At 60.5% G+C, this 24620-nt stretch carries 22 protein-coding genes and 2 tRNA genes; 20 read left to right on the forward strand and 4 right to left on the reverse strand.

Annotated elements, in window-relative coordinates; all coding sequences use genetic code 11:
* Window positions 1–2: 2 nt before the first annotated feature.
* A complete protein-coding gene (motB, locus tag AERO9A_RS01455; RefSeq protein ID WP_159970141.1) occupies window positions 3–1022 on the forward strand; it encodes a flagellar motor protein MotB in 1020 nt (339 codons plus the stop codon).
* Here motB and rsgA read toward each other — a convergent pair.
* A complete protein-coding gene (rsgA, locus tag AERO9A_RS01460; RefSeq protein ID WP_159970142.1) occupies window positions 1016–2047 on the reverse strand; it encodes a small ribosomal subunit biogenesis GTPase RsgA in 1032 nt (343 codons plus the stop codon). The genes motB and rsgA overlap by 7 nt on opposite strands.
* Window positions 2048–2135: 88 nt before the next feature.
* Here rsgA and AERO9A_RS01465 point away from each other — a divergent pair, with 88 nt between their 5' ends.
* Both AERO9A_RS01465 and orn read left to right on the forward strand, forming a co-directional pair.
* Window positions 2136–2930, forward strand: coding sequence for a class I SAM-dependent methyltransferase (locus tag AERO9A_RS01465; RefSeq protein WP_159970143.1), 795 nt, complete (start codon window positions 2136–2138; stop codon window positions 2928–2930).
* 31 nt (window positions 2931–2961) lie between these two features.
* Window positions 2962–3504 (forward strand): oligoribonuclease, encoded by a 543-nt coding sequence (gene orn, locus AERO9A_RS01470; RefSeq protein ID WP_159970144.1) that lies wholly within the window; start codon window positions 2962–2964, stop codon window positions 3502–3504.
* An 88-nt stretch (window positions 3505–3592) separates the two neighbouring features.
* Here orn and queG read toward each other — a convergent pair whose 3' ends face one another.
* The gene (gene queG, locus AERO9A_RS01475; protein ID WP_159970145.1) at window positions 3593–4687 is read right to left on the reverse strand and encodes a tRNA epoxyqueuosine(34) reductase QueG; all 1095 of its coding nucleotides are present in this window, start codon (window positions 4685–4687) and stop codon (window positions 3593–3595) included.
* Between the two features lie 61 nt (window positions 4688–4748).
* On the opposite strand from queG, the gene AERO9A_RS01480 reads away from it, so the two are divergent.
* The 13 genes from AERO9A_RS01480 to AERO9A_RS01540 all read left to right on the forward strand — a co-directional run bounded on the left by AERO9A_RS01480 (window position 4749) and on the right by AERO9A_RS01540 (window position 19803).
* Entirely contained in the window at window positions 4749–6248 is a 1500-nt protein-coding gene (locus AERO9A_RS01480) for an NAD(P)H-hydrate dehydratase (protein ID WP_159970146.1), read from the forward strand.
* Window positions 6236–6703 (forward strand): tRNA (adenosine(37)-N6)-threonylcarbamoyltransferase complex ATPase subunit type 1 TsaE, encoded by a 468-nt coding sequence (gene tsaE, locus AERO9A_RS01485; RefSeq protein ID WP_159970147.1) that lies wholly within the window; start codon window positions 6236–6238, stop codon window positions 6701–6703. Before AERO9A_RS01480 ends, tsaE begins: the two co-directional genes overlap by 13 nt.
* Window positions 6704–6713: 10 nt before the next feature.
* Complete coding sequence (locus AERO9A_RS01490) at window positions 6714–8144, forward strand: N-acetylmuramoyl-L-alanine amidase (RefSeq protein WP_218580122.1); 1431 nt, start codon at window positions 6714–6716, stop codon at window positions 8142–8144.
* A complete protein-coding gene (mutL, locus tag AERO9A_RS01495; protein WP_159970149.1) occupies window positions 8144–10024 on the forward strand; it encodes a DNA mismatch repair endonuclease MutL in 1881 nt (626 codons plus the stop codon). Before AERO9A_RS01490 ends, mutL begins: the two co-directional genes overlap by 1 nt.
* Window positions 10024–10998 carry a tRNA (adenosine(37)-N6)-dimethylallyltransferase MiaA gene (gene miaA / locus AERO9A_RS01500; protein WP_159970150.1) on the forward strand — a complete coding sequence of 325 codons (975 nt, stop codon included), beginning with the start codon at window positions 10024–10026 and terminating at the stop codon, window positions 10996–10998. Before mutL ends, miaA begins: the two co-directional genes overlap by 1 nt.
* Window positions 10999–11097: 99 nt before the next feature.
* A complete protein-coding gene (gene hfq, locus AERO9A_RS01505) occupies window positions 11098–11358 on the forward strand; it encodes an RNA chaperone Hfq (RefSeq protein WP_159970151.1) in 261 nt (86 codons plus the stop codon).
* A gap of 13 nt (window positions 11359–11371) precedes the next feature.
* Entirely contained in the window at window positions 11372–12673 is a 1302-nt protein-coding gene (gene hflX / locus AERO9A_RS01510) for a ribosome rescue GTPase HflX (RefSeq protein ID WP_159970152.1), read from the forward strand.
* Between the two features lie 97 nt (window positions 12674–12770).
* Window positions 12771–13937 (forward strand): FtsH protease activity modulator HflK, encoded by a 1167-nt coding sequence (gene hflK, locus AERO9A_RS01515; protein WP_159970153.1) that lies wholly within the window; start codon window positions 12771–12773, stop codon window positions 13935–13937.
* A complete protein-coding gene (gene hflC / locus AERO9A_RS01520) occupies window positions 13937–14806 on the forward strand; it encodes a protease modulator HflC (protein WP_159970154.1) in 870 nt (289 codons plus the stop codon). Before hflK ends, hflC begins: the two co-directional genes overlap by 1 nt.
* Window positions 14807–14946: 140 nt before the next feature.
* Window positions 14947–15132 carry a DUF2065 family protein gene (locus AERO9A_RS01525; protein ID WP_159970155.1) on the forward strand — a complete coding sequence of 62 codons (186 nt, stop codon included), beginning with the start codon at window positions 14947–14949 and terminating at the stop codon, window positions 15130–15132.
* 37 nt (window positions 15133–15169) lie between these two features.
* The gene (locus AERO9A_RS01530; protein WP_159970156.1) at window positions 15170–16357 is read left to right on the forward strand and encodes an ATP phosphoribosyltransferase regulatory subunit; all 1188 of its coding nucleotides are present in this window, start codon (window positions 15170–15172) and stop codon (window positions 16355–16357) included.
* Between the two features lie 55 nt (window positions 16358–16412).
* Window positions 16413–17708 (forward strand): adenylosuccinate synthase, encoded by a 1296-nt coding sequence (locus AERO9A_RS01535; protein ID WP_159970157.1) that lies wholly within the window; start codon window positions 16413–16415, stop codon window positions 17706–17708.
* 160 nt (window positions 17709–17868) lie between these two features.
* The gene (locus AERO9A_RS01540; protein ID WP_159970158.1) at window positions 17869–19803 is read left to right on the forward strand and encodes a methyl-accepting chemotaxis protein; all 1935 of its coding nucleotides are present in this window, start codon (window positions 17869–17871) and stop codon (window positions 19801–19803) included.
* Window positions 19804–19945: 142 nt separating this feature from the next.
* Here AERO9A_RS01540 and AERO9A_RS01545 read toward each other — a convergent pair.
* Both AERO9A_RS01545 and AERO9A_RS01550 read right to left on the reverse strand, forming a co-directional pair.
* Window positions 19946–20032 (reverse strand) — tRNA-Leu (locus AERO9A_RS01545).
* A gap of 83 nt (window positions 20033–20115) precedes the next feature.
* Window positions 20116–20202, reverse strand: a tRNA-Leu gene (locus AERO9A_RS01550).
* A 206-nt stretch (window positions 20203–20408) separates the two neighbouring features.
* On the opposite strand from AERO9A_RS01550, the gene rnr reads away from it, so the two are divergent.
* From rnr to rpsR, 4 genes are all read left to right on the forward strand, one after another.
* Window positions 20409–22892, forward strand: a complete 2484-nt coding sequence (gene rnr / locus AERO9A_RS01555; RefSeq protein WP_159970159.1) for a ribonuclease R — start codon at window positions 20409–20411, stop codon at window positions 22890–22892.
* Window positions 22889–23638, forward strand: coding sequence for a 23S rRNA (guanosine(2251)-2'-O)-methyltransferase RlmB (rlmB, locus tag AERO9A_RS01560; protein WP_159970160.1), 750 nt, complete (start codon window positions 22889–22891; stop codon window positions 23636–23638). Before rnr ends, rlmB begins: the two co-directional genes overlap by 4 nt.
* A 283-nt stretch (window positions 23639–23921) precedes the next feature.
* The gene (gene rpsF / locus AERO9A_RS01565; RefSeq protein WP_159970161.1) at window positions 23922–24344 is read left to right on the forward strand and encodes a 30S ribosomal protein S6; all 423 of its coding nucleotides are present in this window, start codon (window positions 23922–23924) and stop codon (window positions 24342–24344) included.
* A gap of 28 nt (window positions 24345–24372) precedes the next feature.
* Window positions 24373–24603, forward strand: coding sequence for a 30S ribosomal protein S18 (rpsR, locus tag AERO9A_RS01570; RefSeq protein WP_159970162.1), 231 nt, complete (start codon window positions 24373–24375; stop codon window positions 24601–24603).
* The last annotated feature ends 17 nt before the right edge of the window (window positions 24604–24620 follow it).

Here is a 24620-nt window from a genome sequence, read left to right on the forward strand (position 1 = left end):
CGATGGAAAACAACCAACCCATTATCGTCAAACGGGTCAAGAAGACCGCGGGCGGGCACCATGGTGGTGCCTGGAAGATCGCCTTCGCCGACTTCGCCACGGCGATGATGGCGTTCTTCTTGGTGATGTGGCTGATGTCGTCGGCCACGCCTGAGCAAAAGCGCGCGATTTCCGGCTATTTTCAGGATCCGATAGGTTTCACTGAAAGTGCCAGCCCCTACGCCATCGATCTAGGCGGTACGCCGACTCCAGCACCGGAGCGCACGCTCAACCCGGACGTATCCGAAACCCCGGAAAGTCAGCCGGATGAAGTCAGCGTCGACGCCAATCAGGTCGAAACCCTGGCCGACAAGATGGAGCGCGAACGCCTGGAACTGCTACTGCAGGAGTTGCAGAACAAGGTCGAGGAAAACCCGGAACTGCAGCGTTTCAAGGATCAGATCCTGTTCGAGATCACTCAGGATGGTTTGCGCATTCAGATCATGGATGCCGAAAATCGCCCGATGTTCGCGCTCGGCAGCGCCAACCTGCAGCCTTACTTCGAAGACATCCTGTTGGCCATGGCCGATACCATCAAGGCCGTGCCCAACAAAATCAGTGTCAGCGGTCACACCGATGCCAAGCCTTTCTCAGGGCGTGGGGATTTTGGCAACTGGGAATTGTCGGCTAATCGCGCCAACGCGGCGCGGCGTACGCTGGTTGCCGGTGGTTACCCAGACGAGCAGGTGGCGCGTGTGGTGGGCTATGCCTCGTCGGCGCTATTCGACCGGGAAGACCCGCTCAATCCGGTCAATCGGCGCATCGATATCGTCGTTCTGACCAAGCGTGCGCAGCGCGCCATCGAGGGCGAGCAGGGCAGTGAGGCACCGGCACCTGCTGCTGAAGGCAGTCCCGATGCCGCTAGCGGTGCGCCGGGGGCGGAAGGCGCCAGCGGTGATGTGTTGCCCGCCGAGCAGCTACGTCAGCGCTTGAATATCTTCGATAGCAGCAAAAATCCGCTCGATCAGCTCAACCGTCAGTAATCGTCTTCAGGCAGGCTGGCGATGATGTGACGGTAGCTGGCCATCCGTTGTGGCTGGATGCGGCCTTCTTCCAGTGCTTGCAGCAATGCGCAACCCGGTTCGCGATCGTGCTTGCAGTCGCGGAAACGGCAGCGGCCGAGCAGGTCATTGAATTCGATGAAGCCCGCCTCCACATCGTCGCGGCTGACATGGCCGAGGCCAAATTCGCGAATGCCGGGCGAGTCGATCAACTGACCGCCGCCAGGAAAGTGGAACAGGCGTGCGGTGGTCGTGGTGTGGGTGCCCTTGCCGGTCAGCTCTGAAAGTGCGCCGACGCGGGTGTCGACGCCTGGCAGTAAGCCGTTGACCAGCGATGACTTGCCCACGCCGGATTGGCCGACGAAGACGCTGACATGGCCGTCCAGGCGTTTCTTCAGTTGTGCGATGCCGTCGCCCTGATGGGCGGATACTTCCAGCAGTGAATAACCGAGCTGGCGATAGACGTCGAGCAGGGCGTTAATTGTCTGGCTGTTGTCGGCCGCAATCAGGTCAGCCTTGTTCAGCAGCAGCAACGGTTCGATGCCAGCGTGTTCGGCAGCAACCAGATAACGGTCGATCAAGTTGGCGTGCGGCTCGGGCAGCGGGGCAAAAACGATGACAATTTGGTCGACGTTGGCCGCTACTGGCTTCAATTGGCCGCGCATATCCGGGCGGCACAGTTCGCTGTTGCGCGGCAGTTGCGCGACAATTACGCCGTCGCCCTGGTTGCCGGCGCGCCAGACCACCTGGTCGCCAGTTACCAAGGCAGGCAGGTTGGCGCGCAGGTGGCAGCGAAATACCTGACCGATGCATTCGCCCTGTAGTGCCTCGACCTCTACCTGAACGCCGAAGTGCGCAATCACCAGGCCGGTTTGCTCGGGGCCTAGGTCGCCGCCTTCCAAGGCCTCAACGGCCCTAGATTCACGCTTGGCCGCGCGGGCGGCGCGCTCGCCCTGGATTTTTTCGATGCGCCAGCTCTGGCGACGGTTGAGTTGGCGTTTGGCCATGGGGCGTCCGGGTGGTGGAGTGTCGGTCGCGGCGAGTTTAGCATGGCGGCACGCTACCGATTCGGTGGCCTCTAGCCTGGGTTGCAGCATGCACGACAACACTCATTCGGCCTTTATTCGATTACCGCTGTTGCGCGCGCTGCTGGCGCAGGGTATTGCGCTCGCGCTGGTGGTGGTGATGGTCTATCTGTTGGCGCTGTTGCCGTGGCGACTGTCGTTGTTTTCGGTGGCCTTGCTGCAGGGCGCGCTGGCGGCACTGATCGGCTGGCGCCTGGGGCTGTCGCGCTGGTGGTCGTGGATCAACTTCGCCTTTTTACCGGCACTGTTCGTGGCGCAGCAGGTCGGGCTGCCGGGTTGGGTCTACCTGCTGGGTTTCGTCGTGCTGCTGTTGATCAACTGGAACAGTTTGCGCGAGCAGGTGCCGCTGTACCTCAGCGGTCGCCGTGCGCAACAGCAACTGCAGCGTTTCTTGAGCGAATGCGAGCCGTCGCTGCGTTTCGTCGATCTGGGCTGCGGCACCGCTGGTACGCTGCTGGAGCTGGCGCGGCGCTTTCCGCGCGGACAGTTCGTCGGAGTGGAAACCGCGCCGCTGGTGTTTCTCTGTGCCTGGCTGCGCTGCCTGTTGCAGGACAATTGCCGGATTCGTTACATCAATCTTTGGCAGGTGGATCTGGCGGCCTTCGATGTCGTCTACTGTTTTCTCTCGCCGGTGCCCATGCCGCGTTTGTGGGGCAAGGCGCAAGCCGAAATGCAGCCTGGCAGTTGGCTGATCAGCAACAGCTTCGAGGTTCCTGGCGTAGCGGCTGACCGATTGCTTGAAATCCACGAAGGGCGGCAGACCCAGTTGTTACTGTGGCAGATGAAGGGGGCTGATATCCGCTAGACTGCGCGCTTGAGTCAAGGAGCCTCCCAACATGCAGAACCCTAACAACCTGATCTGGATTGACCTGGAAATGACCGGCCTGGAGCCGGAGCGCGATGTGATCATCGAGATGGCCACCATCGTCACTGACAGCGAGTTGAATGTGCTGGCTGAAGGCCCGGTGATCGCCATTCATCAGAGTGATGAAGCCTTGGCCGGTATGGACGAGTGGAATACTCGTACTCATGGTCAGAGCGGCCTGACCCAGCGGGTGCGCGAGAGCCGTATCGACACCGCTGCTGCCGAGGCGCAGACGCTTGCCTTCCTTGAACAGTGGGTGCCTAAGGGCAAATCGCCGATCTGCGGCAATAGCATCGGTCAAGATCGTCGCTTCCTCTACAAGTACATGCCTGCGCTGGAGGCCTACTTCCACTACCGCTATCTGGATGTTTCCACGCTGAAGATTCTGGCCGGTATGTGGGCGCCCGAGGTCAAGGACAGCTTCCAGAAAGCCGGTACACATCAGGCGTTGGACGATATTCGCGAGTCCATAGCCGAACTGCGGCACTACCGCGAGCACTTCCTCAAGGCTTAAAAGCCGCTAAAGCTGCAAGCGCAAAGCAAAAGCGGCTTCGAGCTCTGGTAAAGCGCAGTGCTCAACCTGCACGCTATGTAGTCTGTAGTTACTTGCCGCTTGCAGCTTGAGACTTGTCGCGGTGTCTCTCGTGCTGCTTCAGCGCCCATTGCACATGCTCGCGCACCAGCTCTGAGGGGTGTTCGCGGCGTGCTTCCAGTGCCTGTAGCACGGGAATGGTCGACGGCGCATTGCCCAAGCCAACCGCCAGGTTGCGCAGCCAGCGCTCATAGCCGGCGCGGCGCAGTGGCGAGCCTTCGGTGCGGCTGAGGAATTCGTCTTCCGTCCATAGAAACAGCTCGGCCAGGCCTGCGTTGTCGAGACCGTGGCGCGGCTGGAAGTCGCCCTGCTCGGTCGGGCGGGCGAAGCGGTTCCACGGGCAGACGATCTGGCAGTCGTCGCAGCCGAACACGCGATTGCCGATGGGTGCGCGCAAGTCCTCGGGTATCGAGCCTTTCAGTTCGATGGTCAGGTAGGAGATGCAGCGCCTTGCATCCAGGCGATAAGGCCCGGCAAATGCATTGGTCGGGCAGATGTCCAGGCAGGCGCTGCAGCGTCCGCAGTGCTCGCTACCGTGGGCAGCGTCGACCGGCAAAGGTAGGTCGACGAACAGTTCGCCGAGAAAGAACCAGCTACCCGCTTTGCGGTTGAGCACCAGGGTGTTCTTGCCGATCCAGCCGAGCCCGGCTTTTTCGGCAATGGCCTTTTCCAGCACTGGCGCGCTGTCGACAAAGGCGCGGTAGCCGAATGGGCCAATGGCCTGCTGAATGCGCTCGGCCAGTTGCTGCAGGCGCTTGCGGATCAATTTGTGATAGTCGCGGCCCAGGGCATAGCGCGAGATATAGGCTTGCTCGGGCTGGGTCAGGCGTTGGCTCATCTGCGTGTCGCCGGGCAGATAGTCCATACGCAAGGACACCACGCGCAAGGTGCCTGGCACCAGTTCATCAGGGTGCGAGCGTTTGCTGCCGTGGGCGGCCATGTAGTCCATCTCGCCCTGAAAACCCGCCTCCAGCCAGCGCTGCAGGTGCTGCTCATGCTCGCCCAGTTGCACATCGGCGATGCCAACCTGCTGGAAACCCAACTCGCGCCCCCAGTCCTTGATGGACTGCGCCAGGGTGTCGAGGTCGAGTGCGTATAGGGACATGGTGCGGGCGCGGGCGATGGAGGTGCGTATAATTCTGCCAGACATCTGCAGCGAGCGAGCCATGCATCCGCAATCTCTCCCCTTACCTTGCAGTCTGCACAGTGCCGAACAGGTGCGTCAGCTCGATGCGCAACTGATAGCCGCCGGTACGCCCGGCTTCGAACTAATGACCCGCGCCGCCCATACTGCCTGGCGTGCGCTGCGTAGGCGTTGGCCTGACGTGGGTGAGGTCACCGTGCTGGCCGGGCGCGGTAATAACGCCGGGGATGGTTACCTGATCGCCGCGCTGGCGCAGCGCGCCGGCTGGCGTGTGCGCGTATTGGCTGTCGGCGATCCGGCTCTATTGGCGGGCGACGCTGCGCTGGCGCGCGACGAGGCGGTAGCGGCGGGCGTGCCCGTGGAGGCCTGGCGCGTCGACCTGCACCTGGCGGGTGTCGTGGTCGATGCATTGCTGGGCACTGGCCTGTGCGGCGCCGTGCGTGAGCCTTATGCCGCAGCCATCGCGGCCATCAATGCCAGTGGCCTGCCGGTGCTGGCTGTGGATATCGCCTCCGGGCTGCATGCCGATACCGGTGCGGTGCTCGGTTGTGCGGTGCGTGCGAGCCTGACGGTGACCTTCATCGCCTTGAAGATCGGTCTGCTGACGGGCGAAGGCCCGGCTTGCACCGGCGTGTTGCAGTTCGATGATCTGCAGGGCGATCCCGGTTTGCTGGCGCAGGTCTCGTATGTGGCGCAGCGCCTGGATGTGAGTGTGCTGCCGCGTCTGGCCCCGCGCTCGCGGACTACGCATAAAGGCCAGTGCGGTCATGTATTGGTGGTCGCTGGCGATCTGGGTATGGGCGGCGCGGGGTTGTTGAGTGCTGAGAGCGCGCTGCGCTCTGGTGCTGGCCTGGTTACGCTGGCCACGCGCAGTGAGCATGTCGTAGCTGCTCTGGTGCGTCGCCCGGAGGTCATGAGTCAAGGGGTAGTCTCGGCCAATCAGTTATTGCCGCTGGCGCAGCGTGCCGATGTCGCCGTGGTTGGGCCGGGCTTGGGGGGGAGCGCCTGGGCGCTTGGTTTGCTCTCGGTCATGGCGTCCAGTGCCATACCGCAGGTGTGGGATGCTGACGCGCTCAATCTGCTCGCAGCCGGCCGCTGCCGTGCTCCTGTGCAGGGCGTCATGACGCCACATCCCGGAGAGGCTGGACGCCTGTTGGGAATCTCTACTGCCCACGTGCAGTCTGATCGTCCGGCGGCAGCGCGCAAACTGGCTGCGCGCTATGGTCTGATCGTGGTGCTAAAGGGCGCTGGCAGCCTGATCGCTGCGCCTGACGGGCGCCTGGCACTGTGTGATCGTGGTCATCCGGCGATGGCTGGGGCCGGGTTGGGTGATGTGCTGGCCGGTTTGATTGGCGCCTTGCTGGCGCAAGGCATGGCATCATTCGATGCCGCTTGCCTGGCTGTCTGGTTGCATGCCTGCGCTGGTGAGCAGTTAGGCGCGCAGGGGCGCGGTCTGGCAGCGGCTGATCTGCCTGCAGCCATTCGTCTGTTATTGGAGGAGTTTTGTCCTTGTCAGAGTTGAGGTTGCAGGCCGCCGACGAGGCCGCCATGTTGGCGTTAGGTGCGCAGCTTGCCCGCGTTAGTAGCGGTGTGGGCGTCATCTATCTGCATGGTGATCTTGGGGCGGGGAAAACTACGCTGTCGCGCGGCATCTTGCGTGGGCTAGGGCATGTCGGGGCGGTCAAAAGCCCAACTTTCACGCTGGTTGAACCCTATGAAGTGGGCGAGGTACGTGCCTTTCACTTCGACCTGTATCGCCTGGTGGATCCCGAGGAACTGGAGTTCCTTGGCATCCGTGATTACTTCGAAGGCGATGCGCTGTGCCTGATCGAGTGGCCCCAGCGTGGTGCGGGCGTTTTGCCAAAGCCGGACATGGACATTACCATTAGCCCCCAAGCGAGCGGCCGCTCGCTGTTGCTGCAGGGGCATGGGGCTCGTGGGGAGGCCTGGTGCAAGGCGCTGGTCAGCAAGCAATAAACAATACGCGATGGGGTTGGGTATGCGCATAGGCGCGCTGATTAGCGCTGTAATGCTGTTGTGGGCGGCTTTGGCTGCCGAGGCAATGGCCGCCTCCGATGTGCGCAGCGTACGGCTGTGGCGCGCGCCGGACAACACCCGTCTGGTGTTCGATCTGTCCGGCCCGGCTGAACATAGCGTGTTCACTCTCTCGGCGCCTGATCGCATCGTTATCGATATATCCGGCGCCAAACTGGCGACTGATTTGGGCCAGCTATCGCTTGCCAATACACCGATTACCGGGATTCGCTCAGCACAGCGTAGCGCTGATGATTTGCGGGTGGTTATCGATCTTTCCACGTCGGTCACGCCGAAAAGCTTCTCCTTGGCGCCGAATCAGCAGTATGGCAATCGCCTAGTCGTTGACCTGTTTGATCAGCCCAGTGCCGCCGCAGCCGCTACGCAGCCACCAAGTCCGGCTGCCAGTGAGCCGCAACTGCCAGTCACGCCGACTCAGGTGCCGCCCAAGCTCACGCCGGTGCCCAGTGGCAAGCGTGACATCGTTGTCGCCATCGATGCCGGGCATGGCGGTGAGGATCCAGGCGCACTCTCGCCGGTCAAAGGGCAATACGAGAAGAACGTAACTTTGGCCATCGCCAAGGAACTGCAGCGGCAGATCAATGCCGAGAAAGGTTTTCGCGGCGAGTTGGTGCGTACCGGGGACTATTTCATCCCGTTGCGCAAGCGTACTGAGATTGCCCGTAAGAAGGGTGCTGACCTGTTTGTTTCCATCCATGCGGATGCCGCGCCGCGCTCGTCTGCGTTCGGCGCCTCGGTTTATGCACTGTCCGAGCGTGGCGCTACTTCGGAAACCGCGCGCTGGTTGGCCGATGCCGAAAACCAGTCCGACCTGATCGGCGGCGCGGGCAACGTCAGCCTCGATGACAAGGACAAGATGCTTGCCGGTGTGTTGCTGGATCTGTCCATGACCGCTTCGCTGACCTCGAGCCTGAATGTTGGCCAGAAGGTGCTCAATAATGTTGGGCGCATTACGCCGCTGCACAAACGTCGGGTCGAACAGGCGGGGTTCATGGTGCTCAAGTCGCCGGATATTCCGTCGATCCTGGTGGAAACCGGCTTCATCTCCAACCCTAATGAAGCCAAAAAACTGCACAGTGCCAGCCATCAGCAGGCACTGGCGCGCTCCATCACCAGTGGGGTCAAGCAATTCTTCCAGCAGAACCCGCCGCCCGGCACCTACGTTGCCTGGCTGCGTGACGAAGGCAAGTTGGCCGTCGGCCCGCGTGAGCATCGGGTGTCGTCCGGTGAGAGCCTGGCGCTCATCGCCCAGCGTTATCAGGTCAGCCTGTCGGCTCTGCGCAGCGCCAACAATTTACGCAGCGACGTGATCAAGGTCGGTCAGACCCTGCAGATTCCTGCTACGGCTCTGGCTGCTCAATGATGGGTGAGCCAAGCCGTATTCACCTGCTGACTCCTCGCCTGGCCAACCAGATTGCTGCCGGTGAGGTGGTCGAACGCCCTGCCTCTGTAGCCAAGGAGCTGCTGGAAAACAGCCTGGACTCCGGCGCCCGGCGTATCGATGTTGAGGTTGAGCAGGGGGGCGTCAAGCTGCTAAAGGTGCGTGACGATGGCAGTGGCATTGCCCCGGATGACCTGCCGCTGGCGCTGGCGCGTCACGCCACCAGCAAGATCCGCGAACTGGAAGACCTCGAAGCCGTGCTCAGCATGGGCTTTCGTGGAGAGGCGCTGGCTTCGATCAGTTCGGTGTCACGCCTGACCCTGACTTCGCGCACAGCCGATGCCGAGCAAGCCTGGCAAGTGGAGACCGAAGGGCGTGACATGGAACCGCGTGTGCAGCCAGCGGCGCATCCGGTCGGCACCTCGGTCGAGGTGCGCGATCTGTTCTTCAATACGCCGGCGCGTCGCAAGTTCCTGCGTGCCGAGAAAACCGAATTCGATCACCTGCAGGAAGTAATCAAGCGCCTGGCGCTGGCGCGTTTCGATGTGGCCTTCCATCTGCGCCACAATGGCAAGACCGTGTTCGCTCTGCATGAGGCCAGCGATGAGATGACCCGCGCGCGGCGTGTGGCGTCGGTATGCGGCCCGGCCTTTCTCGAACAGGCTCTGCCCATCGAAATCGAACGTGGCGGCCTGCGCTTGTGGGGCTGGGTTGGGTTGCCGACCTTCTCACGCAGTCAGGCGGATCTGCAGTATTTCTACGTCAACGGGCGCATGGTGCGCGACAAGCTGGTCGCCCATGCGGTGCGCCAGGCCTATCGTGACGTGCTGTTCAACGGTCGGCATCCGACCTTCGTGTTGTTCCTTGAGATCGACCCGAGCACTGTCGATGTCAACGTGCACCCGACCAAACACGAAGTGCGCTTTCGCGACAGCCGTATGGTGCACGATTTCCTCTACGGCACCTTGCACCGGGCGCTGGCCGACGTGCGCCCCGAAGATCAGGTGGCGGCACCGGCTGCCGTAGCGCCGGTGGTGCGCGCAACTGGCGCAGCGGCTGGCGAATTTGGCCCGCAGGGTGAAATGGGGCTTGCTGCCAGCGTGCTTGACGCGCCGCAGGCCAGCCCTCAGCCAGCCTGGCGAGGCGCGGGTGCGGGTTATCAGGCTCCGGCCAACAATCCGGGTGTGCCGTCTGCCGAGGCTCAGGCCGCATATCGGGGCTATTACGCGCCACTGCCTGCGGCTCCGGTTCAGGCCTTGCCGCAGGAGCAGGGCGACATACCGCCGCTGGGTTATGCGGTGGCGCAGCTCAAGGGCGTTTACATCCTGGCGGAGAGCGCTCAGGGCATGGTCGTGGTGGACATGCACGCCGCACACGAGCGCATCACCTACGAGCGTCTCAAGCAGGCGATGGCCAGCGAGGGCTTGCGCGGCCAGCCGCTGCTGGTGCCGGAGTCGATTGCCTTGAGTCAACGCGAAGCCGATTGCGCCGAGGAGCACGCCGAATGGTTCCAGCGCCTCGGCTTTGAGTTGCAGCGCTTGGGTGAGGAAAGTCTGGCGATCCGCCAGATTCCGGCGCTACTCAAGCAGGCGCAGGCGACCCAGCTGGTGCGTGACGTGCTCGCCGATCTGCTCGAATATGGCACCAGTGACCGTATCCAGGCTCACCTCAATGAGCTGCTGGCGACCATGGCCTGTCATGGTGCCGTACGTGCCAACCGGCGTCTGACCCTGCCGGAGATGAATGCCTTGCTGCGCGACATGGAGCAAACCGAGCGAAGTGGTCAGTGCAACCATGGGCGTCCGACCTGGACGCAGTTGGGCATGGACGACCTCGATAAACTTTTCCTGCGGGGGCGTTGATGGCTCGGGGACTGCCGCCAGCCATCTTTCTGATGGGGCCGACCGCCGCCGGTAAGACTGATCTGGCTCTTGAGCTGGCGCGAGTATTGCCGTGTGATCTGATCAGTGTCGATTCGGCGCTGGTCTATCGTGGCATGGACATTGGTACGGCCAAGCCTGATCGTGCGACACTGGACGCCTTTCCTCATGCTTTGATCGATATTCTTGATCCGGCGCAGAGCTACTCGGCTGCGGAGTTTCGCGCCGATGCCTTGGCGGCGATGGCGCGCAGTACGGCACGCGGCCGCATTCCACTGCTGGTGGGCGGCACCATGCTGTACTACAAGGCTTTGCTTGATGGTTTGGCTGATATGCCCAGTGCCGATCCTGTCGTGCGTGCCGAGCTGGAGGCGCGCGCGGCCTGTGAAGGGTGGCACGTGCTGCATGGCGAGTTGGCCGAGGTTGACCCTGCGTCGGCTGCGCGTATTCACCCCAATGACCCGCAGCGACTGGTACGTGCGCTGGAGGTCTATCGCGTCAGTGGCCTGAGCATGACCGAGCATCGCTTACGGCAACAGGCTGGAAACCCCGATTCAGACACGCCCGGTGCCGGGCAATTGCCCTATACTGTGGCGCAGCTTGCCATCGCGCCGAGTGAGCGTCAGATTCTGCATTCGCGCATCGCGCATCGTTTTCACGCAATGCTGGAACAGGGCTTTATCGAAGAGGTCGAAGCTCTACGCATGCGAGGTGACTTGCACGAGCGATTGCCGTCTATACGAGCGGTTGGTTATCGCCAGGTTTGGGAGCATCTGGATGGCAGGCTCTCGCGGAGTGAAATGGCTGAGCGTGGCATCATCGCGACGCGTCAGTTAGCCAAGCGTCAATTTACCTGGCTGCGTGGCTGGGATGATGTGCAGTGGCTCGATAGCCTGGACTGCGACAATCTGTCTCGCGCCTTGAAATACCTGGCCAGCGTCTCCATATTGGACTGAGACCTTGCCGCTTGGCGTCTATCCTTACCGATGGGCGACAGAAAGCCATTGTTTACCAACTAAAACTATTGAAATTTGATCCTTGAAGGAGTGCGGCACATGTCAAAAGGGCATTCGCTACAAGACCCTTACCTTAATACCCTGCGTAAGGAACGCGTCCCGGTTTCCATCTATCTGGTTAATGGCATCAAGCTGCAAGGCCAGATCGAGTCTTTCGACCAATTCGTTATCCTGCTGAAGAACACTGTTAGCCAGATGGTCTACAAGCATGCAATCTCCACCGTCGTTCCAAGCCGTCCGGTTCGTCTGCCTAGCGCAGGTGATTCCGAGCAGGGTGAAGGTGATCTGGGTAACGCCTGATTAGGGGGCTGCATTGTTCTTCGAACGTCATGAAGGCGGTGAACGGGCCATCCTGGTGCATCTGGAGGGTCAAGACTCCGAGGCGAGCGAAGACCCCCAGGAGTTTCAGGAACTGGCCATGTCGGCAGGCGCCGACATGGTCGCTTTCTTTAGCGTCCCCAGCAGTAGACTAACCGCGAAATACCTTATCGGTAGCGGAAAAGTCGAAGAGCTGCGCGATCAGGTCAAGGCCGTCGAGGCCGATCTGGTCATCTTCAATCACACGCTTACGCCCAGTCAGGAACGTAATCTCGAGCGAGCGTTCGAGTGTCGCGTGCTTGATCGCACCGGTTTGATTCTCGATATCTTCGCGCAGCGCGCGCGCACTCATGAAGGCAAGTTGCAGGTAGAGCTGGCTCAGCTCGACCATATGAGCACGCGCCTGGTGCGTGGCTGGACTCACCTTGAGCGACAGAAGGGAGGGATCGGTCTGCGTGGGCCGGGTGAAACCCAGCTCGAAACCGACCGTCGCCTGTTGCGTGTACGGATTCGCCAGATCAAGCAAAAGTTGGAAAAAGTGCGCAGCCAGCGTGAGCAGGCTCGCCGTGGGCGCAGGCGTGCCGATATTCCTTCGGTTTCGCTGGTGGGTTACACCAATGCCGGCAAGTCTACCTTGTTCAATGCGGTGACGACTTCGCAGGTCTATGCGGCGGATCAGTTGTTCGCCACGCTCGACCCGACTCTGCGTCGTATCGAGCTGGATGACCTTGGGCCGATCGTCCTGGCTGACACTGTGGGCTTCATTCGTCACCTGCCGCACAAGCTGGTCGAGGCCTTTCGCGCTACGCTTGAGGAGTCGAGTAACTCCGATCTGCTGTTGCACGTGATCGACGCGCACGAGCCTGAGCGTATGGCGCAGATCGAGCAGGTGCAGAACGTGCTGCAGGAGATCGGTGCACATGAACTGCCGATGCTTGAGGTATACAACAAGCTGGATTTGTTGGAAGGTGTAGAGCCGCAGATTCAGCGTGATGGGGATGGCAAGCCTGTGCGCGTCTGGCTGTCGGCCCGTGAGGGGCGTGGCCTGGAGTTGTTGCGCCAGGCTGTGGCGGAGCTGCTTGGCGATGATCTGTTCGTCGGTATTCTGCAGTTGCCACAGCAACTTGGGCGCTTGCGGGCACAGTTCTTTGCCTTGGGGGCGGTGCAGAATGAAGGGTATGACGAGCAGGGGCAGAGTCTGCTTTCGGTGAGATTGCCGCGGGTCGAGCTCAATCGTCTGGTCAGTCGTGAAGGTTTGGAGCCACAGGCGTTCATCGAGCAACATACTTTGCAATAAAGCCTGGGACGCTTGTTTTGCTGTCGATATAAGGCTTTGGGTAGCATTGGCCGGCGCGCCGTGGGCGCGCCTTCGCTTTATCAGTACGGAGAACGCTATGGCTTGGAATGAGCCGGGTGGAAACTCGAACAATCAAGACCCTTGGGGCGGCCGCAAAGGCGGTGGTCGGCAGGGCCCGCCAGACCTCGACGAAGCGTTCCGCAAGTTGCAAGAGAGCCTCAATGGCTTGTTCGGCGGCGGTAAGAAGCGCGGCGGCGATGATTCAGGGCGTAGCGGCGGCGGTGGCTTTGGTCTGCTGTTGGTCGGCTTTGGCTTGCTTGCCGCGATTTGGATGTACAACGCCATTTATGTCGTCGATGAGCAGGAGCAGGCAGTGGTGCTGCGCTTCGGCAAGTACCATGAAACCGTTGGACCGGGCCTGAACATCTATTTCCCACCGTTCGACCGCAAGTACCAGGAGAACGTCACCCGCGAGCGCGCCTACAGCAAGCAGGGTGCGATGCTTACCGAGGACGAGAACATCATTGAAGTGCCGCTGACGGTGCAGTACCGCATCAGCAACTTGAAGGATTTCGTCCTTAACGTCGATGAGCCCGAAGTTAGCCTGCAGCATGCTACCGACAGTGCTGTGCGCCATGTCGTTGGCTCCACCGAGATGGATCAGGTGCTGACCGAAGGGCGTGAGTTGATGGCTAGCGAGGTGCGCGAGCGCCTGCAGCGTTTCCTGGATAATTACTCCACTGGTATCACTATCACTCAGGTCAACATCCAGAGTGCTGCTGCACCGCGTGAGGTGCAGGAGGCGTTCGACGATGTGATTCGTGCGCGTGAAGATGAGCAGCGTGAGAAGAATCAGGCTGAGTCCTATGCCAATGGTGTGATCCCGGAGGCGCGTGGTCAGGCTCAGCGTATGCTCGAAGAGGCCAATGGTTACCGCGATGAGGTCATTGCACGTGCTCAGGGTGAGGCCGATCGCTTCACTAAACTGGTTGCCGAATACCGCAAGGCGCCTGAGGTCACTCGCGAGCGTCTGTACCTCGACACCATGCAGGAGCTGATGAGCAACACCAGCAAGGTGCTGGTCACCGGCGACAAGGGGCAAAACAACCTGCTCTACCTGCCTCTGGACAAGATGATCGACAATCGTGCCGGTTCTTCCGGTGCCAGCTCTACCGGTAGCACTGGCGGAGTGGTGCGCGACCCGGCTCTGCCAGCGAGCAGCGATCTATCCCAGCGTAACCTGCGTACACGGGAGAGCCGTTGATGAGCAATAAGTCCCTGATCGGCCTGATCGTGGCCGTGGTTCTGGCCATCGTGGCATGGAACAGCTTCTATATCGTGGCGCAAACCGAGCGTGCTGTGCTCCTGCAGTTTGGTCGAGTGGTTAATCCTGATGTGCAGCCAGGCCTGCATGTGAAGATTCCTTACGTCAACCAAGTGCGGATCTTCGATGGTCGTCTGCTGACGCTGGATTCAACTTCCTCGCGTTTCCTCACGCTGGAAAAGAAGGCGCTGATGGTCGATGCCTACGCCAAGTGGCGGGTTAAGGATGCCGAGCGCTTCTATCAGTCCACCTCTGGTGTGAAACAGGTGGCCGATGAGCGTCTGGCGCGTCGTCTTGAGGCTTCGTTGCGTGACCAGTTCGGTAAGCGCACTTTGCACGAGTCGGTGTCCGGTGAGCGTGACGCGCTGATGGCGGATGTGACCGCAACTCTCAACCGTGCTGCCGAGCGTGAGCTGGGTATCGAGGTGGTGGATGTGCGGGTTAAGGCCATTGACCTGCCGCGTGAGGTGAACCGTAGTGTGTTCGAACGTATGAGTACCGAACGTGAGCGTGAAGCACGCGAGCACCGTGCCAAGGGTCGTGAGTTGGCCGAAGGTATTCGTGCTGATGCCGACCGTCAGCGCCGGGTTCTGATCGCCGAAGCATACCGCCAGGCGGAAGAGCTGCGTGGTGATGGTGACGCCCAGGCTGCTGCCATCTACTCCAAAGCTTATGGCCAGGATCAGGAGTTCTATAGCTTCTATCGCAGCCTGAAAGCCTATCGCGAGAGCTTTGCTGACAAGCGCGATGTGTTGGTGCTCGATCCGAGCAGTGATTTCTTCCGTTATCTGGAGAAGGCCAAGCCTTAAAACAGCGGCTTCAGGCCGCGAGCTACAAGCCGCAGGTGCACACCCGTCCGCCTGCGGCCTGAAGCCTGTGGCTTGTCGCCCTGACCGTGTTATCATGCGGCAGCCGGGAAAATCCCGGCTTTTTTGCGTCTGTGGGAATCATGTGGCAGGAACTGGGCATCGCGCTGTGTTTGCTTTTGGTGTTGGAAGGCATCCTGCCCTTCCTGTATCCGCGCCAGTGGCGCGGGGCGGTATTGCTGGCAGCGCGGTTGCCCGACCGTCGACTGCGTCTTATGGGGCTGACCAGCATGCTGCTGGGAACAGCGCTCCTTTATTTGCTTCACTGAAGGCTTGTGCCGCCCGGATCGAGAGGGGAATGGCGAAATGGCAACGGTAGACCGCTGGCTGCTGCCAGATGGCATCGAAGAAGTACTGCCGCCGGAGGCGGCGCGCATTGAGGCAGCCCGCCGTCAGGTGTTGGATCTGTTTCAGCGTTGGGGCTACGAGTTTGTCGTCACCCCGCATATCGAATATCTGGAATCCTTGCTGACCGGTGCCGGGCAGGATCTCGACCTGCGCACTTTCAAGGTGACGGATCCGCTGTCAGGTCGGCAGATGGGCTTTCGTGCCGACATCACGCCGCAGGTGGCGCGTATCGACGCGCATACGCTGCGCCGCGAGGGACCGAGTCGTTTGTGTTATGCCGGTAGTGTGCTGCATGCCAAACCGCGTGCGTTGACCACTTCGCGTAGCCCTATCCAACTTGGTGCCGAGCTGTATGGCGATGCCAGTCCGGCTAGCGACATCGAAGTCATTAGCCTGCTGGTGGAAACCCTGGAGCTGGCTGCCGTGCCTGACGTGCATATGGATCTTGGGCATGTTGGCATCTATCGCGGTCTGGCTCGTGCTGCCGACTTGTCTGGTGAGGTCGAGCAGCAACTGTTCGATGCGCTGCAGCGCAAGGCAGTTGATGAGATCGAGGTGCTGACCTCGGGTTTGTCCGCTGGCCTTGGCAATATGTTGCGCTCATTGGCCGAGCTGTGTGGTGGTCGCGATGTGCTCGATCTGGCGCAGGCTGCTCTGGTCGAGGCCCCGGAAAGCGTGCATGCCGCGCTGGATGAGTTGATGGCGATTGCTGAAGCGTTGGAGCTGCGTTATCCAGAGTTGCCACTGTATTTCGATCTGGGTGAACTGCGCGGTTACAACTACCACACGGGCGTCGTCTTTGCGGCGTTCGTGCCTGGCGAGGGCGGAGCTATCGCGCAGGGTGGTCGTTACGATGACACCGGAGCCGTTTTTGGGCGCGCTCGCCCGGCCACGGGCTTTTCCACGGATCTGAAGACGCTGGTGACGCTGGGTGATATGCGTCTGGATGAGCCCGTGGTGGGTGTCTGGGCGCCAGATAATCATGACCTGTATTTGTGGCAGGCGGTGCGTCGCCTGCGCGGCGAGGGCGTACGCGTCGTTCAGGCATTGCCTGGGCAGGGCGAGGCTGATGCGCGTGAGGCGGGCTGTGATCGCCTGCTGACGCTGCGCGACGGTCGCTGGCAAGTGGTGCCATTGGCATCCTGATTTTTTCTCGTTGGCTTGAAGCCAGCATCCAAACTTGCGCGAAGAGGACAAGTTTATGGGTAAGAATGTCGTCGTCCTGGGTACCCAGTGGGGTGATGAGGGCAAGGGCAAGATTGTTGACCTGCTCACCGAACAGGCCGCGGCCGTTGTGCGCTATCAGGGTGGTCATAACGCGGGTCACACCCTGGTGATCAACGGTGAGAAAACCGTACTGCACCTGATTCCGTCCGGCATTCTGCGCGAAGGCGTACAGTGCCTGATCGGTAATGGCGTGGTCGTTGCACCTGACGCGCTGATGCGTGAAATCACCAAGCTGGAAGAGAAGGGCGTTCCGGTTCGTGAGCGCCTGCGTATCAGCCCAGCGGCGCCGCTGATCTTGTCCTACCACGTGGCGCTCGATCAGGCGCGCGAGAAGGCGCGTGGCGAGGCCAAAATCGGTACTACCGGGCGTGGTATCGGGCCAGCATACGAAGATAAAGTGGCACGTCGTGGCCTGCGCGTTGGTGATCTGTTCCACCGTGAGCGCTTTGCTGCCAAGCTCGGTGAGTTGCTGGACTACCACAACTTTCAGTTGGTCAATTATTACAAAGAGCCAGCCATAGACTTCCAGCAGACGTTGGACGAGTGCATGGAGTACGCCGAGCTGCTCAAGCCGATGATGCTCGATGTCACTGCCGAGCTGCACAACCTGCGTCGCGCCGGTAAAGACATCATGTTCGAAGGTGCTCAGGGCTCGCTGCTGGATATCGACCACGGCACCTACCCGTACGTCACCAGCTCCAATACCACGGCAGGCGGCATCTCCACCGGTTCCGGTGTCGGTCCGATGTACCTTGACTACATCCTCGGTATCACCAAGGCCTATACCACTCGTGTTGGCTCCGGCCCGTTCCCCACCGAGCTGTTCGATGATGTCGGCGCTACTTTAGCCAAGCGTGGGCATGAGTTCGGTTCGACCACTGGTCGTGCTCGTCGCTGCGGTTGGTTCGATGCCGTGATTTTGCGTCGTGCCATCGACGTCAACAGTATTTCGGGTATATGCCTGACCAAGCTGGATGTGCTCGACGGTCTGGAAACCATCCGTATCTGCACGGGCTACAAGGATGCTGATGGTCAGGTGCTGGTTGATGCGCCGACCGATGCCGATAGCTACATTGGCCTGCAACCGGTGTACGAGGAAATGCCAGGCTGGAGTGAGTCGACCCTGGGCGCCAAGAGCCTGGAAGAGCTTCCTGCCGCGGCTCGCGCCTATATCAAGCGGGTGGAAGAGTTGGTTGGTGCGCCGATCGACATTATCTCCACTGGTCCGGATCGCAACGAAACCATTGTGCTGCGTCATCCGTTCGCCTGATCGAGTTTTCTTGATCCATAGAGACCGCCTTCTGGCGGTCTTTTTGTATCTGTGGTGTCGGCGCGAAACTTGCAATCCTCAATAAATCGTCAAAATTGCCGTTATAGCGTTCAGGTCGTTCAGGTCGTTCAGGTCGTTCAGGTCGTTCAGGAGAGTGCTAGTGTTCGCCATTGTCTCGATGTTGCGCAGCCGCTTATTACGCCCGGTTTTCATTGCTCTCGGTTTGGCCATGTTGGTGCAGGTGGGGTTGGCGGTGTGGCTGATGCGTGCCTCAGTGAATGACATGGTCGATGATCTTGCTCAGCGTCTAGGCGGTGAAAGCTTACGCCTGGGGCAGGAATTGAATGGCGCGCAGCAGGAAATGAGTCAGGGGTTGGCTGCGCTCTCGCACAATACTCGGACTCGCCTGTCTGAAGGCCTGTCGACGCAGCTCAAGCAGGAGCAGGTGCAACTGCGCGGTGTGCTGGAGGGTAGTCTCAAGCAATCCGGTCAATCCTTTGCGCAGTTGTTGGCGGGTGTTGCGCCCAAATCTATCTGGGATCTTGATATCCCCGCGCTGACGGCTCTAACGCGTATCGCGCAGCAGGATCCTGCCGTGCTCTTCGCCATCATTTACGATGCCGAGGGGCAGCGCTTGACGCGTAATTTCAATCGCAGCAATGAGCGGGTGCGTGAGCTGATCGCTGCTGGTCAGGGCGATTCGCCGCTGGATAAGTTGGTCGATGCGGCTTCACGTGATGCGAGCGTCTACATCGTTGAGGCGGATATCAACCCCATGGGAGCCTCAATCGGCAAAATCCAAATGGGTTTGTCTTTGGCGGTGGCTGAGCGTGAGCTGCAGGCGCTTGATGGGCGTTTCGATGTTCTGGTCGAGGGGGCTGGCAAACTGGTCGACAGCAGTTTGTCGGGCGCCTCGGAGGAGACGGCGCGGGCGTTGCGTGAGCGCTTGCAGTCGGCTGAGCGCTACACCCAAGAGATGGCGCGTAACGGTGGGGAGTCGGTGCGCCAGGCAGCGGATGGTTTGCGCTGGAATATCGCCTTTGGGCTGTTCTTGGTGGGGGCTGTGGCGCTGGTTGTGGTGGCCCTGGTGCTGGGGTGGCGAGTGTTAAGTCGTCTGCGCCTGCTGAGTGATGCGCTCAACGATCTGGCGGCGGGGGAGGGGGATCTGACTCGGCGTGTCGCTGTTCGTAGTCGAGATGAAGTGGGTGAGATGGCCGGTGCGGTCAACCGCTTCATGGATAAATTGCAGCCAATCGTGCGTGAGTCTGGCGAAGTGGCGTTGCGTACCAGTGAACAGATCCGCAGTCTGACTCAGCGTGGTGCGGCGGCTGAGTCGGCGGCTGGGCGTCAGCGCGATGAGGTCGCGGCAAGCCTGCAGGCGCTGGCGCAGATGGCCGACGAGGCGCAGGCCGAGAGCAGGGCCATGCAGGATGCCTTGTTGCGTGTAGAGACCATCCGTTCTGCTGCGCATGAGAATAGCGTTATTGCCCAGCGTCTTTCGTCACTGATTGAGGGGTTGGTCGCTCGGGTTGCTGATGGTTCTGCGGTTATCGAGCGTCTGGCCAGGCAGAGTGAGCAAATCGAGGTGGTGTTGACGGTCATTCAGTCGATTGCCGAGCAGACCAATCTGCTGGCGCTCAATGCTGCCATTGAGGCGGCGAGGGCTGGGGAGAGTGGTCGCGGTTTTGCTGTGGTGGCGGATGAGGTTCGTGCCCTGGCGAGTAAGACGCAGCAGTCGACGGGTGATATCCAGACGCATATCGCGGCACTGCAGCGTGGTGCTCAAGAGGCGGTGGCGGCCATTGCTCAGGCGGCTGATCGGGGTAGTGAAGGGCTCGAGGTTTTGCGCGACAGTGCGCGCCTGCAGCAGTCGGTGCAGCAGTCGGTGGATGAAGTGCATGGCGCTATCGATGCCGCGACCCTAGCGGCGGCTCATCAGGCGCAAGGTGCTGGGGCTGTGCGTGAGCGAGTCGAAGTGATTCATGTCGAGGCTCGGCATGCGGCTGAGGCTGTGGCGGCGATTGCGGATAATGCCCGTGCGTTGGATTACCTGGCCGTGCAGCTCAAGGCCAGCTTGGGGCAGTTTAGAGTCTGAGAGGGCTTCAGGCTGCGGGCTTCATGCGGCAGGCAAGAGCGGAAGCTTGCTATGGGCGTGGCCTACGAACACGCTGACAGCCTGTAGCCGCTTTCTTCGGGGCAATAAAAAACCGAGTCTACTGACTCGGTTTTTTGAATTTTGGTGCCCAGGAGAAGACTCGAACTTCCACGACCGTTAAGTCACTGATACCTGAAACCAGCGCGTCTACCAATTCCGCCACCTGGGCACTGCAGCAATGTTCGTCGTTGCCGACACGGAGCGTTGCATCCGTTATTTGCAAAGTGGGTTATCAAGCCACTTCACGAAATTTGGTGCCCAGGAGAAGACTCGAACTTCCACGGCCGTTAAGCCACTGATACCTGAAACCAGCGCGTCTACCAATTCCGCCACCTGGGCACTGAAACCGATGATTCATCATCTGCTTCGTGTTACAACGTCTGCTTGACGCTGTGGGCGCGAACTATACGGGCGGGCATTTACCTTGTAAACCCCTGACTCCAAAAAATTATTGTCGCCGGAAAAGCTGCCTTGAATGGCGTTTTCGCGCTTCAATAGGCACATGGCATACACCTCTATACATAAGCATAGGTAATCCTTCCTACATGGCCGATTGGCAATCCCTCGATCCCGAGGCCGCCCGCGAGGCGGAAAAATACGACAACCCCATCCCCAGCCGTGAACTGATCCTGGCTCATCTGGCCGAGCGCGGTTCGCCTGCCAGCCGCGAGCAACTGGTTGAGGAGTTCGGTCTTGATACCGAAGACCAGCTCGAAGCGCTGCGCCGCCGTCTGCGCGCCATGGAGCGCGACGGCCAACTCATCTATACCCGTCGTGGCACCTACGCGCCGGTGGACAAGCTCGACCTGATCTGCGGTCGCATCAGCGGTCATCGCGATGGCTTCGGTTTTTTGGTGCCAGATGATGGCAGTGACGATCTGTTTCTCAGCCCGGCGCAGATGCGCCTGGTGTTCGATCGCGACCGCGCTCTGGTACGCGTGGCGGGCTTCGACCGCCGCGGCCGCCGTGAAGGCGGCATCGTCGAGGTGATCGAGCGTGCTCACGAGAGCATTGTTGGTCGTTACTATGAAGAAAACGGTATCGGTTTCGTCATCCCCGATAATCCCAAGATCCAGCAGGAAGTATTGGTGACACCGGGGCGCACCGCCGGTGCGCGGATAGGCCAGTTCGTCGAGATCAAGATTACCCATTGGCCGACCCAGCGCTTCCAGCCGCAAGGCGACATCGTTGAGGTGATCGGCAACTATATGGCGCCGGGCATGGAAATCGACGTGGCCCTGCGCAGTTACGACATCCCGCACGTCTGGCCCGAGGCGGTGATCAAGGAGGCGCGCAAGCTCAAGCCCGAGGTGGAAGAGAAGGACAAGGAGAAACGCGTCGATTTGCGCCACCTGCCTTTCGTCACCATCGACGGCGAAGATGCGCGCGACTTCGACGACGCTGTGTACTGCGAGAAGAACAGCAGCCGCTGGAAGTTGTTCTCCGGTGGCTGGAAGCTCTACGTGGCCATCGCCGACGTGTCGCATTACGTCAAGGTTGGTTCGGCGCTGGATGCCGAGGCGGTCGAGCGTGGCAACTCGGTGTACTTCCCCGAGCGCGTGGTGCCGATGCTGCCGGAGGAGCTGTCCAACGGCCTGTGTTCGCTCAACCCGCATGTCGATCGCCTGGCCATGGTCTGCGAGATGACCATGTCCAAGAGCGGCCAGATGGTTGACTACAAGTTCTACGAAGCGGTTATCCACTCCCACGCGCGCCTGACCTACAACAAGGTCAGCCTGATGCTGGAAGATGCCAAGAGCAGCGAGGGCAAGGCCCTGCGTAGCGAGTACAAGGAAGTCCTGCCGCACCTCAACCAGCTCTATGCGCTGTATCAGGTGCTGGTCGCGGCTCGTCACGAGCGCGGTGCGATCGACTTCGAGACGCAGGAAACCCGTATCGTCTTCGGCACCGACCGCAAGATCGACGAGATTCGCCCGACCCAGCGCAACGACGCGCACAAGTTGATCGAGGAGTGCATGCTGGCGGCCAACGTGGCTACCGCGCGCTTCATGCAGGATCACGAAATTCCGTCTCTGTACCGCGTGCACGATGGCCCGCCCGCTGAGCGCCTGGAAAAACTCAAGGCATTTTTGGGTGAGTTGGGGTTGTCGCTGCAGCGTGGCAAGTCCAAGGACGGCCCGTCGCCCAAGGACTATCAGCGTCTGTTGGAAAGCATCCGCGAGCGCCCGGACTATCATCTGATCCAGACCGTGATGCTGCGTTCGCTCAGTCAGGCGGTGTACAGCGCGCAGAACGAAGGGCACTTCGGCCTCAACTACGAGGCATACACCCACTTCACCTCGCCGATCCGTCGCTACCCCGATCTGCTGGTACACCGCGCCATTCGCAGCGTGATTCGCTCCAAGCGCGAAACCACGCACGTCGAGCGTGCCGGTGCGGCCGCCATGCCCAAGGCGCGCATCTACCCATATGACGAGGCGACGCTGGAAAAACTCGGCGAGCAGTGCTCGATGACTGAGCGTCGTGCCGACGAGGCGACTCGTGATGTGGTCAACTGGCTCAAGTGCGAATTCATGCAAGATCGTGTTGGTGAGACCTTCGAGGGCGTGATTACCGCAGTGACTGGCTTCGGCATCTTCGTCGAGCTGCGCGATATTTACGTTGAGGGCCTGGTGCACGTGACAGCGCTGCCAGCCGACTACTACCACTTCGATCCGGTTCATCATCGTCTGTCCGGTGAGCGCAGTGGCCGCAACTTCCGCCTTGGCGATAGCGTTGAGGTTAAGGTGATGCGCGTTGATCTGGACGAGCGCAAGATCGATTTCGAGCTGAGTCAGGGCAAGGCGGGCAAGGGAGATGATGTACGCCGTGGCGGCAAGCAGTCGGGTATGGGCAATACCGACGTACAGAAAAGTCGTGAAGTGAAGAAGGCGCTGCTCGATAGCGCCAAGAAAGGCGGCAAGGCGCCGGCGAAGAAGTCGTCCAGTCATCGCAAGGGCGCGCCTGTGCCCAGGAGTAAGACTGAGACAGCCGGTAGTCAGCCGAGCAAGCGTAAGGCGAAACGATGAGTCAGTTGGAAAAGGTCTACGGCGTGCATGCCGTGGAGGCGCTGTTGCGCCATCACCCCAAGCGGGTCAAGCAGTTGTGGTTGGCCGAGAGTCGCCAGGCTCCGCGTATTCAGCCGATGCTGGAGCTGGCTGTGCAGAATCGTGTGCCAGTTGGGCACAAGGAGCGCCAGGAGCTTGATGAGTGGGCCGAAGGCGTGCATCAAGGGGTGGTTGCCGAGGTCAGTCCGAGCCAGGTCTGGGGCGAAAACATGCTCGATGAGTTGCTTGAGCGCAGCGAGGGCGTGCCCTTGCTGCTGGTGCTCGACGGCGTCACCGATCCGCACAATCTGGGCGCTTGTCTGCGAACTGCAGATGCGGCGGGTGCGCTGGCGGTGATCGTGCCGAAGGACAAGTCCGCCACGCTCAATGCCACCGTGCGCAAGGTGGCATGTGGCGCCGCGGAAGTGATTCCGCTGGTGGCCGTGACCAACCTGGCGCGCACCCTGGAAAAGCTGCAGAAGAAAGGCCTCTGGGTGGTCGGTACTGCTGGTGAGGTCGAGCAGGAGCTTTATCAGCTCGACATGACCGGCCCGACGGTGCTGGTCATGGGCGCCGAAGGTAAGGGCATGCGCCGCCTGACTCGTGAGCACTGCGATTACCTGGTCAAGCTGCCCATGGGCGGTAGCGTCAGTAGTCTTAACGTCTCGGTCGCCACCGGTGTCTGCTTGTTCGAGGCGGTGCGCCAGAGAAGCAGCGGCAAGCGGTAGATAAACGGCCTGTAGGAGCGAATTTATTCGCGATGGTTTCGGCTGCGTGCCGGTCCATGATCGCGAATAAATTTGCTCCTGCAAGGAAATACCCTGCCGGGTTGTCCATCTGCTCAAATATTCACCAACTCATCTTGCATGCCGCAGGGGGCTTCTCTAGAATGGCGCCCCTTGTCGTGACGGCAGGCTCTTTTGCGCCTACCGCCTGGCAAGCTCATCACGAGAAAAACCCACTCCTTGCCTGACCACTTTGTTGGCAGGCTACAACCCGTAAGGAGCATTTATGCGTCATTACGAAATCATCTTTCTGGTTCACCCGGACCAGAGCGAGCAAGTCGGCGGCATGGTCGAGCGTTACACCAAGCTGATCGAAGAAGACGGCGGCAAAATCCACCGTCTGGAAGATTGGGGCCGTCGTCAGTTGGCTTACGCCATCAACAACGTCCACAAAGCTCACTACGTCATGCTGAACGTAGAGTGCACTGGCAAGGCTCTGGCCGAGCTGGAAGACAACTTCCGCTACAACGACGCCGTGATCCGTAACCTGGTCATCCGTCGCGACGAGGCCGTCACTGGTCAGTCCGAGATGCTGAAGGCCGAAGAAAACCGCAGTGAGCGCCGCGAGCGTCGTGAACGTCCTGAAAACGCTGAAAGCAATGACAGCGATGACAGCGACAGCAACGACAGCGACAACGCTGACGAGTAATCCACGGATCTATTGAGGAGCCAATCACATGGCACGTTTCTTCCGTCGTCGTAAATTCTGCCGCTTCACCGCTGAAGACGTGAAAGAGATCGATTTCAAAGATCTCAACACCCTGAAAGCCTACATCTCGGAAACCGGCAAGATCGTTCCTAGCCGTATCACCGGTACCAAGGCTCGTTATCAGCGTCAGCTGGCCGTCGCTATCAAGCGCGCCCGCTTCCTGGCCCTGCTGCCCTACACCGACAGCCACGGCCGCTGAGATCGGACAGTCGACAA

The organism is Pseudomonas sp. 8Z (genome assembly GCF_902506535.1).
In the GTDB taxonomy this organism is placed as follows: domain Bacteria; phylum Pseudomonadota; class Gammaproteobacteria; order Pseudomonadales; family Pseudomonadaceae; genus Aquipseudomonas.